This window comes from Fictibacillus phosphorivorans (genome assembly GCF_001629705.1).
Classification (GTDB): Bacteria; Bacillota; Bacilli; order Bacillales; family Fictibacillaceae; genus Fictibacillus; species Fictibacillus phosphorivorans_A.
In genome coordinates, this window is the sequence record NZ_CP015378.1 from 3,205,579 (window position 1) to 3,218,861 (window position 13,283).

The following is a 13,283-nucleotide window of genomic DNA, read 5'->3' on the forward strand; positions in this document are numbered from 1 at the left end:
AAAAAAAGAACAGAAGCTTTACGCTTCTGCTCTTAGTTTAACACTATCTATTAAAACAGTTTTAATTTACCTTTTTTAATAACCATCGGTACCCCACCAAGTAAGAACAGGTAGCGGTTATCGATTACTTTTTTCATTGCCGATGCAGTTGCACCAAATAATTTCTTGTTTCCAACTTTACCGATCGCTTCACCTTTACCAAGGGACGCAACTGTTCCTTTAATATCAGGCTTAAATTCTTCAAGTTTTCCACCGTTCATCAATGCTTTGATGTTACGGCCGATTGTATAAGCTTGTTGAATAGCGATTTGAGCAGTTGGAGGATATGGACGGTTTGCTTCCTCATCGATGATAAGTGCACAGTCTCCTGCAACAAAAATATAATCAAATCCAGGCATACGAAGATCTTTGTCTACTTTAACGCGTCCGCGCATCGTTTCGAAACCAGCTTCTTCAACTAGGTGGTTACCACGTACTCCACCAGTCCAAACGATTGTAGCAGCTTTGATCTCTTCACCATTAGCAAGGATTACACCATCTTCATTACACTCTTTGATCGGTGTGCTTACAAGGAATTCAACGCCACGACGTTCTAGGTTATTGATCGCATACTCAACAAGTTCTTCATCAAATCCAGGAAGTACTGTTGGAGCAGCCTCAATGTTTACGATACGAACTTTTTCACGAGGAATATCATACTCACGGCAAAGCTCAGGAACACGGTCAGCAAGTTCACCAACGAATTCAATTCCTGTAAATCCAGCTCCACCTACTACGATTGTAATAAGTTCATCAGGTTGTCCTTCGTTATTGTAACGAGCAAAAGAATAGTCGATATGCTCACGAATTTTACGAACAGAATTGATGCTGCGAATGCTGAATGCATTTTCTTTAAGGCCTTGGATACCAAACGTTTCAGGGTCAGAACCAAGAGCAATAATTAAGTAGTCGTATGTTAATTCTTGATTATCAAGGATAACAAGTTTTTCATCTTTTTTAATTTCTTTTACCGTATCTTGAACAAAGTTCACTTTGTTCATATCGATTATGTTATCGATCATGATACGTGTTTTGTCATGATGTAATGTTCCAGCCGCATTCTCATGAAGCCACGTTGTTTGATAATGATAGTTATGTTTGTTTACTAGCGTGATTTCCGCTTCGTCAGAACCAAGCTCTTTTTGTAAACGTACAGCTGACATAATTCCGCCATAGCCGCCGCCTAATATTAAAATTTTTGGCTTACTCATTTAAATTCACTTCCAGTTCTCATTTTTTTTAGTTTGACCTTTTCAATCATTAAATATGATGGAAAGGAATAGATTGTGATATATTTCACGTAATAAGATATAAATAAATGCAAAAAACGTTCGAAATTTCGACATTTTTTAACCATACACCCTCATCTTATTCCTTTTTTCTTGTTTTTTCAACCCCTTTTTCGTTATGATGATGTTTCCATTTCTAATGGGGTGTACCTTCCTTACCACTATTTAGATTGTCAAAATCTACAAAACAAAAGGAGGACTTTGGGCATCCTTCAAGAATGTAAAATGAGAGATAGCACGTTCTGGTCAGAACATATTACATGTTCGTCAGTCATAAATCTAGAAGAGGTGAAAGTTATGACAAAAGAAATTTACGATATCACGATTATTGGTGGAGGACCTTCAGGTTTGTTTGCCGCATTCTATGGTGGCATGCGTCAGATGAAGGTGAAGATTATTGAGAGCATGCCTCAACTAGGCGGTCAGTTATCTGCTCTTTATCCTGAAAAGTACATATATGATGTTGCTGGTTTTCCTAAAGTCCTTGCTCAAGATCTCGTTAACAACCTTAAAGAGCAAGCGATGCAGTTCAACCCAACCGTCGTCTTAGAAGAATCGGTTCAAAACGTGGAGAAAAACGAAGAAATCTTTGAGTTAACAACAGATAAAAGTGTTCATTACACTAAAGCAGTATTAATTACAGCTGGCGTAGGTGCATTTCAACCACGTCGTTTAGAATTAACGACCGCTCAACAATATGAGGGTAAAAATCTGCATTATTTCGTAAACGATCTGAACGCATTTGCAGGAAAACGTGTCTTAGTTTGTGGTGGAGGAGATTCTGCTCTAGATTGGTCATTGATGCTTGAGCCTATCTGTCCAGAAATCACTTTAACTCATAGACGTGATAAATTTCGTGCTCACGAACATAGTGTTGAACAGTTAATGAATTCAAAAGTTGCTGTGAAGACGCCTTATCAAATAAAAGAGCTGATCGGTGATGGAGAAATGATCTCAGCCGTTGTTTTAGAAAATGGAGATGTTAAAGAAACGGTTGAAGTGGACGCAGTTGTCGTAAACTATGGTTTCATCTCATCTCTCGGTCCTATTAAAACGTGGGGCTTAGATATTCAAAAAAATTCAATCATAGTGAATTCCAAAATGGAAACAAATATTAAAGGGATTTATGCGGCTGGTGATGTATGTACGTATGATGGCAAAGTAAAGTTGATCGCTTCAGGTTTCGGAGAAGCGCCTACAGCCATTAATAATGCTAAATCTTATATCGATCCAAACGCGAAGACTCAACCTTTGCATAGCACAAGCTTATTCTAAACTTAAGTTGGCGCAGGGAGAGTTCCTGCGCCAATTCATTTTTAAATCAAGTACCTATTGTTTTAAAGGAGAAAGTAGAAAATGAACAGACAGTTTACTGAAGAAGAAATGCATGTCGCTGACTGCCTTCAAGAGATGCAAAGGATCATCAATCAGTTACATATCACAGATGAATCTTTTCTAGAAGATACGAAAAGAGAACTTCCACGTTTAACAGAGTTATTGCAAGACTTAGAAAAATACACGGTGGAATAAATTGCTTATGGATAGCAAACGTCCTATCTGTTATGATTGTTTGTGAGGCGGACAAGTGCCGCTGACTGATATGAATTTTTACCCGGTGTTGGCGCGCCGGGTTTTCTTTTATCCTTTTTTAGTTAAGGAGATATACATAATGGAGACTAACTTAATACTCGGAATTGTTTTCTTTATACTGGGTACCTTTCTAATGCCCATTGGTTTAAAAGAGCAACAAAAACAAAAGAAATTTTTACTTATAGGTGCTGCTGTCTTATCAGATATCCTTGGCGTATTGTTCATTTTTAATATTCTTTAAACTCAAAAAAGCTCCTGCCTCTTCTTCTGAAGGCAGGAGCTTTTTCGTTGTTTTAACATTCTTCTGGTGTACCAGCGTTTGAAGCTGTACGGAATGATGATCCGCAGCCACATGATGCAATAGCGTTTGGATTCGTAATCGTAAATCCTCCACCCATCATGTTCTGTTTAAAGTCGACTACTGTTCCTTTTAGAACTTTCGCACTTTCTTCATCCACTACTACTCGGATTCCTTCAATCATCTCTTCTTGGTCTGAATCACTTTTATCACTATCAAAACCCATACCATAAGATAGACCTGTACATCCGCCGCCTTTAACCGCTACACGTAGAAATTGATTTTGATCTTCTTCACCAGCAAGCATTTCTTTGATCCTACTCGCTGCACTTTCTGTTATTTCAACGATCATCGTGATCACTCCTCTAATAAGGATCTATATCTATAGTATAACGACTCTTAAATAAGCCCTCAAGGAATCGGCTTTACATTAATTATCTTTTTGCTGCATCTCCATAATCTTATTATGGGTCTCATCAATTTTTCTACTATAATTTAAAACCATTGGATGCTGCAGACCTAACGCGTTCGCCGCCTGTATCATTTTATTGCGCAATGCCTCTAATTGTTCGATCTTTTCAAGTCTAGCGGCTGGTATTGTGGCTCTCATTTTTGTCACTCCACTCTTCGTTTTCAACATATCCGTTCCTTTTATTTTACATTTTTTCTATTTATTAGACAATGAGTCACTCTTAAAAAAACAAAACTTTTTACATACAAGTTATCCGTTAAAAGCAGCTTCCCTTGTCGTAAAGTTTGAATAGGATTATAATGATTATGCAATTAAGACATGTATTGAAGTCTCATAATACATAAGTATTCGTATAAATTTGGTAAAGAGAGAGTGTCGCTTTGTGCCTATCTCTTAAAAAAATGTGTACATCATCCGAACATTTCATATGAAAAATTAGGGGGATTAGAAATGGCAAATATATTAACGCTAGACACGCGTATGGAGGCAATCGCTGAAAAGGTTAATCACGGTGAGCGCCTTTCTATTGAAGACGGGTTATACCTATATGAAACGAATGATCTTTTGAGCGTCGCTTCTTTAGCAAATGAGGTAAACACGCGTAAGAACGGCGACAACGTTTATTTCATCGAAAACTTGTACATCAATCCGACAAACGTTTGTGAAGCTACTTGTAGTTTCTGTGGATTTAAGCGTAAGCCTGGTGAAGAAGGCGCTTATACGATGAACGATGAGCAGTTGTTGAGTTATGTTGAAAAACGATGGAACGATAATATTCGAGAGTTTCATATCGTTGGTGGCCATAATCATGAAGTGCCATTTGATTATTATCTGGATACCATTCGTACTTTAAAGAAACATTATCCTCAAGTTACGGTTAAAGCTTATACAGGTGCTGAAATCGAGTTCTTCTCTAGAATTGCTGGCCTATCAATGAAAGAAGTATTAGAAGAATTGATTAAAGCCGGTCTCGATACGATGCCAGGTGGTGGTGCTGAGATTCTTACAGAACGCTATCGTTTAAAGATGAGCCCAGACAAAGCATCTACTGATCAGTGGTTAGAGGCACATGAAATCGCTCATGGTCTTGGTTTAAAAACACATGCAACTATGTTATATGGATCTATTGAGACAAAAGAAGAACGTCTCATTCATATGGACCGTTTGCGCCAACTTCAAGATTCAACGAATGGCTTTATGGTATTTATCCCACTAGCTATGCAGCCTCGTACACAATCCATGGGGTTGATAAGAAGAACTTCAGCTTTTGATGATATGAGAACCATCGCAATCAGCCGACTGATGCTTGATAACTTTGACCACATCAAAGCCTATTGGATCAATATTGGCGTTCAATTAACTCAGATGGCATTAACGTTCGGTTCTAGTGACATCCACGGAACGTTGATCGAGGAAAGAATCTCTCATGCTGTTGGAGCCTTAACATCATCAGGTATTACACGTAAAGAACTCGTACACTTGATCAAAACAGCTAACAAAGTTCCTGTAGAACGCGATACATTTTATAACATCATCCAAAAATATTAAAAAGTGGAGGCGAGTGTGCCTCCACTTTTATATTTCCTTTTATTTTATCCATTTCACAACATCGTCCATATTTTGACGAACTTTTGGACGGGGTTCGTTAACGCGATAGCCGAATCCTACCATAACAGCTACCTCAAAGTTTCCGCCTTCAAGCACTCCTTCTTTTTCTAAAATAGCCTGAACTTTCTCTTGATCAAATCCTTCAATTGGGCAAGAATCGATACCAATATGTGCAGCAGCTGTCATCATATTTCCTAATGCAATATAGACTTGCTTAGCCGCCCAATCGAACATAGCACGATCGTTTCCAAGAAGCTTAAAATCAGATTCTAAGAATGTCTTATAGAATCCGCTGATCGCTTCATAAGCTTCTTTCGGAAGCTTCTTCACTTCTGTCATCATATGCTCAATGTATTCTGAATCATAAACCATATCCTCTGCAGTTCGTGCAAGCATCACGACATAGTGACTAGCTGTCGGTAATTGCTTTTGTGCTCCCCATGAAACAGGCTTCAATTTCTCACGTAGTTCTGGGTTTTGAATAACAACAAAACGCCAAGGCTCAAAACCAAAAGAACTCGGTGAGAGACGTCCTGTTTCTAAAATAAATGCAAAATCGTCATCTGAAATTTTCTTCTCTGGATCGAATTCCTTTGTCGCATGTCTGAACTGGAATGCCTCTAAAATCTCTTGTTTTTTAGCTTCTTTATTCATGATGATTTATCTCTCCTTCATTATTGATGAATGTAATTAAGTTGTTTTGTTACCCTGCAAGTTATATTATAAGAGTAATAACTTAAATGAAAAGTACGCACATTTTTGTGTCATAGTATCATTTTTTATACTAAAGGAGTATTTCTATGAATAATCAGCAATTCGACCTTTCCAGTTGGCAATCTCACGGCTATTCCTGTCCAGTCGAAGCAACTCTTGATATTATAGGAGGTAAGTGGAAAAGCGTAATTTTGTATCACTTGATTGATGGAGAGATACGTTTTAATGAACTAAAGCGTCTTGTACCTGGAATTACACAGAGGATGCTTACTCTACAATTACGTGAATTGGAGCGTGACGGCATCATACACCGAGAAGTTTATAAACAAGTCCCTCCAAAAGTGGAATATTCTTTAACGTCGTTTGGTGAAACACTAATCCCTATTATTAAATCCATGCTTCAATGGGGAATTGAACATACTGACAAAATCGTTCAATATCGTGAGCAGGCTGAAGTTAAGGACTAAAAAAAGAAAGCATCTCTGCTTTCTTTTTTTGGTAAGTGGAAACTAATCGTCTGCACCCTCTACCTGTTATTATGATATTCACCCGTACAGATTATTTCCGCTGGACCGGTCATCCAAACATCTCCATTTTCTTTCCAATTGATGATAAGATCTCCGCCTGCTAAGTGAACGGTAATATCTGTATTTCTTTCAGCTTTTTTATTTAGAACAGCAGCTACAGCGGCTGCACATGCTCCAGTACCACATGCTTGTGTAATACCTGATCCTCTTTCCCAAACCCTAAAGTGCATTTCACTTTCAGAAACCACTTCAACAAACTCTGCGTTTACCCAATCAGGGAACATCGAGTCTTTTTCGATGATAGGACCCAGGGAATGCAAAGGTGCATCCTCAATGCTATCTACAAAGAACACCGCATGCGGGTTACCCATTGATACAGCAGTTAGTTTTAATGGTGTATCGCCAAATGACACTTCCTCATTCACCACTTGTTGGAGGTGGTTAAATCCAGTAACAGGAATTTGTTGAGGTTGAAGGATGGGATTACCCATATTAACCGTAACAAGTGATACTTTTTTATTGTTATCTGTTGTTACTTTTGCAGTTACGAGTCCACCAAGTGTTTCAATCTGAAATTCGGTTTCTCTTACTAAGTCGTTTTCATACGCATATTTAGCTACACAACGAAGTCCATTTCCACAATTTTTGGCTTCAGAACCATCATTATTAAAGATTCGCATTTTAACTGGAGCTAACTTGCTTGGGCAGATCAAGATCATTCCATCTGACCCGATGCCCGTGTAAGGATTTGAAACTTCCGCTGCTAACCTCGGCAGATCAGCTTCATCAATTGTCTCTTCAAACATGTTTATATAGATGTAATTATTGCCTAATCCATGCATTTTTGTGAATTTCAACATATCCATCGCTTTAACCCTGCTCCTTATGATTGACCTCTCAATTTTTCATCCGTATAAAAATAATCATCATCGGCGTTTAGTATCGTTAACTTGCCGTGACAACAAGGCATAATCAGTATCTGTTTAATTCCTTCTTGAGCAAGATTTAATTGTTCTTCTTTAAAGGAAGTTAAAACATTGTCTTGTTGGCAGAACGGACACTCCGAAATATAAATATCTTTCATCATTCTTTCATATGGCCATGTATATTCAAATGTTAACTTCATATATGTTCATCCTCTATTTGGAAGGTATGGTTGTTGCATATTCGTTCACAACTTACATTTTTTAAAGTATAATAGGTGATGTAACAAAATACAATAGCGATCCATCTTCGGGGCAGGGTGAAATTCCCGACCGGCGGTATTTGAAGATTCCCTCTTCATCAGCCCGTGAGCTTAGAAAAGCCGAAACAACCGTTTAGACACGACCAGCACTTAACTCTTGACCAAAGACACGCTTTTTGTGTCGAAGGGCTAGAGGAAAGTGACCTCGAGTGTCTGGTTGATTGAGGCTAGACATCGTAGCGATGTAATACTTTGCTGATCTGGTGTAATTCCAGAGCCGACAGTATAGTCTGGATGGGAGAAGATGTAGGTACAGCGGTTCAACTTAAAATTAGAACCCTTTGTTTAAGCATGCCATTTGTGCATCTTTTACATGCTGTTTATCATACTTACAAACTCCCTTAGTCTCATTAATTGACTAAGGATTTTTTGTTTTTGTGTGAAGCAGGCTGTGCTGCATTCGAAATCATGAGATGGCGCAACACAAAAGAGGAGAGATTTCAATGCAAAAGGGAAAGATTAAACAAATGGTAGCGGTATCGATGCTCAGTACGATTGCTTATGTGCTGATGATGCTCGACTTTCCGTTCCCTGGGTTACCTCCATTCTTAAAGATCGACTTTAGTGAGGTACCTGCACTTCTAGCTGCGATTATTTTTGGACCAGCGGCAGGAGTGATGGTTGAAGCTATAAAAAATGTTCTACACTACGGAATTGTAGGGAGTTTTACGGGAGTACCCGTTGGCCAATTAGCGAACTTTGTGGCTGGTATTCTTTTCATTCTTCCAGTATCCTACTTATTCCGCAAAAAGAATTCTGTTAAACGTCTTTCAGCGGGCTTGATCTTAGGAACGATTTTGATGACATTTATGATGGGACTGCTCAACTACCTGATCATCTTACCAGCTTATACGTGGTTCCTTGGTGCTGATCCGATGTCTAGCCAGATGATGCTTGATCTTATATTAAAAGGTATAACACCGTTTAACTTGATAAAAGGTACGATCATTACACTGTTATTCGTAGCATTATACAACCGAATGCAGCCATGGGTGATGAAACAGATCGCTCAGCAGGCTTAAATAGATTAAACCGCAGTTGGGGATTCCCCCTGCGGTTTTTTTATTGTTGTTAGGGGTATAACGGTTGTCTAGATGTCAAATCGGTTGTCGAAATTTAGCGAAATGCCTTTATTTTAGAATTTTGACTTAATTGAGACTCGTTACGACTTAATTAGCACTTATTACGACCTAATTTTGTTTGTTTAGACTTAATTATAGATGGAGATACCCTCGCAGGTATTCTTCACCTTCAGCTTAGGAACATTCTCCCTATCAAAAAAGATGCTCAAGCATCAGCTTGAACATCCATCTCATTTTTCATATTTTTTTATAGAATGAACATACCTGCAATTGCACCGCTTAGTAAGTTTGCAATTGTAGCTGCGATTACAGCGCGCATTCCAAGTCTTGCGATGTCTGGACGACGGCTAGGCGCCATTGCTCCAAGACCACCTAAAAGGATTGCGATTGAAGAAAGGTTCGCGAAACCACAAAGTGCGAAACTTACAACCGCTACCGTTTTCGGCATTAAGTCAGGAATTTGAGGTGCGAATGAAGAATAAGCTACGAACTCGTTCAACACGATCTTTTGACCGATAAACGTACCAGCTTTAACCGCTTCTTCCCAAGGTACACCAATTACAAATGCGATTGGAGCGAAAATATAACCTAGAATTTGTTGAAGTGTGATCTCATAACCGAACCAGCCACCGATACCGCCAAGGATTCCGTTTACTAGAGCGATAAGTGCGATAAAAGCTAGTAGCATTGCTCCAACGTTAAGTGCGATTTGAAGTCCATCTCCAGCACCTTTTGCTGCTGCGTCGATAACGTTTACTGTATCTTTGTCACGTTCTAATTTGATCTCACCCATTGTTTCAGGCTCTTCTGTTTCAGGAACAATGATCTTAGCGATCGCAAGTCCTGCAGGAGCACACATAAAGCTTGCTGCGATTAAGTATTCCAATGGTACACCTAACAGATAATAACCAATCAATACAGAACCTGCTACGGATGCTAGTCCACCTACCATAACAGCAAAAAGTTCAGATTGAGTAAGACGGTTCATATAAGGACGAATAACGAGAGGTGCTTCTGTCTGGCCTAAGAAAATGTTGGCAGTAGCACTCATTGATTCTGCTTTACTTGTTTTTAAAAGTTTAGATAAAGCTCCACCTAAGATTCTTACCACCCATTGCATGATACCTAGATAGTAAAGAACTGAAATTAGAGAAGAGAAGAAAATGATAACGGTTAAAACTTGGAACGCAAAGATAAACCCTTTTCCTTCTGCAGGAATCATACTTCCAAACAAGAAAGTGATCCCTTCGTTTGCATAAGCAACAACGTTTGAAACTTTTTGTGAGACGCCTTGCAATGCTTGTTTACCAGCATCCCATTTAAGAACGATCAATGCAAAAGCAACTTGAATTGCTAGTGCACCAATTACTGTTCTCCAGTTAATCGCTTTCTTATTTTGAGAAAGTAAGAATGCGATTACAAGAAGAACGAGCATACCACCTAATCCCCATAAAATTTGCATATTCGTACACCCCTTTTGTAATTTGGAAGAAAACGCTTACTATTAGCACGTTAGTTGTCAGACATCCAATGACTGACCCTTTTCTAATGTAACAAATTTCGACAAAAAAGCAATCGTTTTTCTAAAAATTATATGCTAGATATTTTTCCCAATCAGGCGGTGCTTATCCATGAAAAAAGCAGCTATCCATTTTTTGAATAGCTGCTTCTTAAAACATTCCGTTTTCTTCTATATGAGTGTAAATATTTTTCACAAGTTCATCTGATGTTTCTCCATGAACGATATCTCCGTTTACGAGAGCAAACATCGATTTAGCACAGTGTCCACAATAGCCCAGACAACCATACTCAATAACATCAAGATCATAGTCTTTTTCAAGTTCTTCGAGCGCTTTTTGTGCACCACTTGCTAAATTACTTACACAAAACTCTATAATCGGTCTCATTAAATTCTTCACCTCTTGATGAATCCATCCTAACGGTTTCTACTGTTGTAGTCAATGTAAACACTCATTCTTCCTGTGTTTTTTCCATAAAAGAGTTGTGAAATTGTTGCAAAGTGCTATACTTAAACATGTCAAAAACGTGTAATCGTTTACTTATTTCGAGTTAAGGTTATTTACTTATATAAAGCATTCTAAAAACAGATAAGAATTGTCTTGAAAGAAAAGGGGAAATGACAAATGAAACACCTCGTTTTACTTGGCGGAGGATATGGAAATATGCGTGTGTTAAAGAGACTTCTTAATTCCTCAGACCTCCCTGAAAACATTCAGCTTACGCTTATTGATCGTGTGCCTTATCATTGTTTGAAGACCGAATATTACGCACTTGCTGCAGGTACTATATCTGATCATCATGTTCGTGTAACCTTTCCAGACCACCCTCGCCTGAATATTAAATACGGCGAAGTTACATCAATTGATGTAAAAGAAAAGAAAGTTCTATTAAAAGACCAAGATGCTGTTGCATATGATGATTTAGTTATCGGCCTAGGTTGCGAAGATAAATATCATAATGTTCCCGGTGCTGACCAATTTACGCTTAGCATCCAGACCATTGATAAATCTCGTCAAACGTATCAAATTCTTAACAACTTGCATGCTAATGCAGTTGTTGCAGTAGTTGGTGCCGGACTATCTGGTGTAGAGTTAGCATCAGAACTTCGTGAGAGTCGTCCGGATCTTGCCATTAAACTCTTTGACCGTGGGGATATGATTCTGTCCGCTTATAAGAAGAGACTAAGCAACTATGTACAAAACTGGTTTGTTGAACACGGCGTTGAAGTTATCAATAACTCTAATGTTACTAAAGTTGAAGAAGGCGCTCTTTATAATCATGATGAAAAGGTAGAATGTGATGCGATCGTCTGGACAGCAGGTATACAGCCAAGCCGAATCGTTCGTGATTTGGATGTAGAAAAAGATAGTCAAGGACGAGTTGTTCTTGCTGAACATCATCACCTGCCAACTGAAGAAAATGTCTATGTTGTTGGAGATTGCGCAAGTCTCCCATATGCACCAAGTGCACAATTAGCAGAAGAGCAAGCAGAACAGATCGCACAAGTCCTCCTGGCTCGTTGGAACGATCAGCCTCTTCCTGAGATGAACGAGATCAAACTAAAAGGGGTTATGGGCTCTCTCGGTAAGAAGAGCGGGTTTGGTACGATGGGAAGTACAGCTCTTATTGGAAGAGTTCCGCGTTTATTAAAATCAGGTATCCTTTGGTTATATAAATATCAAGTATAAGAGAAAGACCCATGCAAAGTTGCATGGGTCTTTTTTCTTTATTTTACCAATAATAAGGACGGAATCGACGAATGCGGTAAAATGGGAAACCAAATACACCGAAGCCTGGAAAGAACGGCCCTACAAAAATAATACGGCTATTTCGATCAGCTTTCTCACCTGGCATGATCATATACATATTATCTTGATCATAACTATGCAATTGACCGTGATATACATTCCCATCGTTCAGTTCAATCGTAACTTTCTGTCCCATGTACTCGAGACAAAGATCATGATAATGATGGTGATGATGTCCTGCAAATGAGGAAGACTCATCTTTATGACTTTTACCTTTTAAAGGGTTCAACAATACAATTTGCCTCCTTTTTCTCTATACATCTTATTCCTTAGAGAAGTACAAGGCATGTGTACAAACCCAATATATAAAAAATAGGCGCTTAACTTACAGCGCCATAACCATTCTGTTCTATAATTCCGTATATCGTTTTTAAGTTAGGATTGCCTTCTGCTACGACTTCCCCATCAATTACAACGACAGGATAAAAAAGGTCTTCTTCTACAATTCTTTCTGAAAATGCCTGATCGATCTCATTCTCCGTATTTTCCATGTCTATATAAAGAACGTTAAACACCAAGCTCGGAAACTTTCTTGAGATTGCTGCCTCTAACCATTCAGCTGTTTCCTTTGCTGAAGGAAGATGAACACAGCTGGCACATTTCTGTTCAGCTCCATATACTTTAATACTAAATGAGTTACTCATGAAGAATCACCTCAATGTATGCGCTTATTTGCTTTCATCATACCTTATTTCTCATAAAAGAAAAAGGAGCAAATATCATGATGCTTGCTCATGGATTTTTTATTCCATATCCCGTATACTAAGAGTAAGTTCTTTTTAAGAAAGGAGCCTTGATTATTATGGCTGAAACTCAAAACTTAGAGATGCGTGAACAAGTTGAAGAAGTTCTTGATAAATTACGCCCGTTCCTTCTTCGCGATGGAGGAGACGTGGAATTAGTGGATATTGAAGAAGGTGTAGTAAAAGTACGCCTTATGGGAGCGTGTGGTAGCTGCCCAAGTTCAACAATCACACTAAAAGCAGGTATCGAACGTGCACTTCTTGAAGAAGTTCCTGGTGTTGTTGAATTAGAACAAGTATTTTAATAAAACGCAAGAAGCCGCTCAATCAAGAGCGGCTTTTTTTT

Annotated in this window: 18 protein-coding genes and 1 riboswitch; of the genes, 8 read left to right on the forward strand and 10 right to left on the reverse strand. The window is 38.6% G+C overall.

Annotated elements, in window-relative coordinates; all coding sequences use genetic code 11:
- Positions 1–50: 50 nt before the first annotated feature.
- On the reverse strand, positions 51–1,250 hold the full coding sequence (locus ABE65_RS16480) for an NAD(P)/FAD-dependent oxidoreductase (protein WP_066397232.1): 1,200 nt from the start codon (positions 1,248–1,250) through the stop codon (positions 51–53).
- A 375-nt stretch (positions 1,251–1,625) separates the two neighbouring features.
- Here ABE65_RS16480 and ABE65_RS16485 point away from each other — a divergent pair, with 375 nt between their 5' ends.
- The 3 genes from ABE65_RS16485 (at position 1,626) to ABE65_RS21945 (ending at position 3,159) form a co-directional block, all read left to right on the forward strand.
- On the forward strand, positions 1,626–2,603 hold the full coding sequence (locus ABE65_RS16485) for an NAD(P)/FAD-dependent oxidoreductase (RefSeq protein ID WP_066400287.1): 978 nt from the start codon (positions 1,626–1,628) through the stop codon (positions 2,601–2,603).
- Between the two features lie 81 nt (positions 2,604–2,684).
- The gene (locus ABE65_RS21940) at positions 2,685–2,858 is read left to right on the forward strand and encodes a hypothetical protein (protein ID WP_156499195.1); all 174 of its coding nucleotides are present in this window, start codon (positions 2,685–2,687) and stop codon (positions 2,856–2,858) included.
- Between the two features lie 139 nt (positions 2,859–2,997).
- On the forward strand, positions 2,998–3,159 hold the full coding sequence (locus ABE65_RS21945; RefSeq protein WP_153237555.1) for a hypothetical protein: 162 nt from the start codon (positions 2,998–3,000) through the stop codon (positions 3,157–3,159).
- A 52-nt stretch (positions 3,160–3,211) separates the two neighbouring features.
- On the opposite strand, the gene ABE65_RS16490 is transcribed toward ABE65_RS21945, so the two are convergent.
- On the reverse strand, positions 3,212–3,574 hold the full coding sequence (locus tag ABE65_RS16490) for a HesB/IscA family protein (RefSeq protein WP_066400288.1): 363 nt from the start codon (positions 3,572–3,574) through the stop codon (positions 3,212–3,214).
- 72 nt (positions 3,575–3,646) lie between these two features.
- Positions 3,647–3,826: an aspartyl-phosphate phosphatase Spo0E family protein gene (locus tag ABE65_RS16495; protein ID WP_066397233.1), complete on the reverse strand. Its 180-nt coding sequence runs from the start codon at positions 3,824–3,826 to the stop codon at positions 3,647–3,649.
- Between the two features lie 312 nt (positions 3,827–4,138).
- On the opposite strand from ABE65_RS16495, the gene mqnE reads away from it, so the two are divergent.
- The gene (gene mqnE / locus ABE65_RS16500) at positions 4,139–5,236 is read left to right on the forward strand and encodes an aminofutalosine synthase MqnE (RefSeq protein WP_066397235.1); all 1,098 of its coding nucleotides are present in this window, start codon (positions 4,139–4,141) and stop codon (positions 5,234–5,236) included.
- A gap of 39 nt (positions 5,237–5,275) precedes the next feature.
- Here the strand turns inward: mqnE and ABE65_RS16505 are convergent, their stop codons facing one another.
- On the reverse strand, positions 5,276–5,950 hold the full coding sequence (locus ABE65_RS16505) for an NAD(P)H-dependent oxidoreductase (protein ID WP_066397237.1): 675 nt from the start codon (positions 5,948–5,950) through the stop codon (positions 5,276–5,278).
- 146 nt (positions 5,951–6,096) lie between these two features.
- Between ABE65_RS16505 and ABE65_RS16510 the strand changes: the two genes are divergently transcribed.
- A complete protein-coding gene (locus ABE65_RS16510) occupies positions 6,097–6,477 on the forward strand; it encodes a winged helix-turn-helix transcriptional regulator (protein ID WP_066397240.1) in 381 nt (126 codons plus the stop codon).
- A 59-nt stretch (positions 6,478–6,536) separates the two neighbouring features.
- Here the strand turns inward: ABE65_RS16510 and dapF are convergent, their stop codons facing one another.
- Together dapF and ABE65_RS16520 are read right to left on the reverse strand one after the other, a co-directional pair.
- A complete protein-coding gene (gene dapF, locus ABE65_RS16515) occupies positions 6,537–7,403 on the reverse strand; it encodes a diaminopimelate epimerase (protein WP_066397242.1) in 867 nt (288 codons plus the stop codon).
- 17 nt (positions 7,404–7,420) lie between these two features.
- Positions 7,421–7,663 carry a hypothetical protein gene (locus tag ABE65_RS16520; protein WP_066397245.1) on the reverse strand — a complete coding sequence of 81 codons (243 nt, stop codon included), beginning with the start codon at positions 7,661–7,663 and terminating at the stop codon, positions 7,421–7,423.
- Between the two features lie 99 nt (positions 7,664–7,762).
- Positions 7,763–8,033, forward strand: a riboswitch (FMN riboswitch).
- Positions 8,034–8,226: 193 nt separating this feature from the next.
- Between ABE65_RS16520 and ABE65_RS16525 the strand changes: the two genes are divergently transcribed.
- Positions 8,227–8,805: an ECF transporter S component gene (locus ABE65_RS16525; protein ID WP_066397247.1), complete on the forward strand. Its 579-nt coding sequence runs from the start codon at positions 8,227–8,229 to the stop codon at positions 8,803–8,805.
- Positions 8,806–9,112: 307 nt separating this feature from the next.
- Here the strand turns inward: ABE65_RS16525 and ABE65_RS16530 are convergent, their stop codons facing one another.
- Complete coding sequence (locus tag ABE65_RS16530; protein ID WP_066397249.1) at positions 9,113–10,327, reverse strand: NupC/NupG family nucleoside CNT transporter; 1,215 nt, start codon at positions 10,325–10,327, stop codon at positions 9,113–9,115.
- Between the two features lie 208 nt (positions 10,328–10,535).
- On the reverse strand, positions 10,536–10,772 hold the full coding sequence (locus tag ABE65_RS16535) for a YuzB family protein (RefSeq protein ID WP_066397251.1): 237 nt from the start codon (positions 10,770–10,772) through the stop codon (positions 10,536–10,538).
- 237 nt (positions 10,773–11,009) lie between these two features.
- Here ABE65_RS16535 and ABE65_RS16540 point away from each other — a divergent pair, with 237 nt between their 5' ends.
- Complete coding sequence (locus ABE65_RS16540; RefSeq protein ID WP_066397253.1) at positions 11,010–12,074, forward strand: NAD(P)/FAD-dependent oxidoreductase; 1,065 nt, start codon at positions 11,010–11,012, stop codon at positions 12,072–12,074.
- A 43-nt stretch (positions 12,075–12,117) separates the two neighbouring features.
- Here the strand turns inward: ABE65_RS16540 and ABE65_RS16545 are convergent, their stop codons facing one another.
- Together ABE65_RS16545 and ABE65_RS16550 are read right to left on the reverse strand one after the other, a co-directional pair.
- Positions 12,118–12,426: an LSM domain-containing protein gene (locus ABE65_RS16545; protein WP_066397256.1), complete on the reverse strand. Its 309-nt coding sequence runs from the start codon at positions 12,424–12,426 to the stop codon at positions 12,118–12,120.
- An 88-nt stretch (positions 12,427–12,514) separates the two neighbouring features.
- Positions 12,515–12,838, reverse strand: coding sequence for a YuzD family protein (locus ABE65_RS16550; RefSeq protein WP_066397257.1), 324 nt, complete (start codon positions 12,836–12,838; stop codon positions 12,515–12,517).
- 158 nt (positions 12,839–12,996) lie between these two features.
- On the opposite strand from ABE65_RS16550, the gene ABE65_RS16555 reads away from it, so the two are divergent.
- The gene (locus tag ABE65_RS16555) at positions 12,997–13,242 is read left to right on the forward strand and encodes a NifU family protein (RefSeq protein WP_066238880.1); all 246 of its coding nucleotides are present in this window, start codon (positions 12,997–12,999) and stop codon (positions 13,240–13,242) included.
- Positions 13,243–13,283 lie beyond the last annotated feature (41 nt).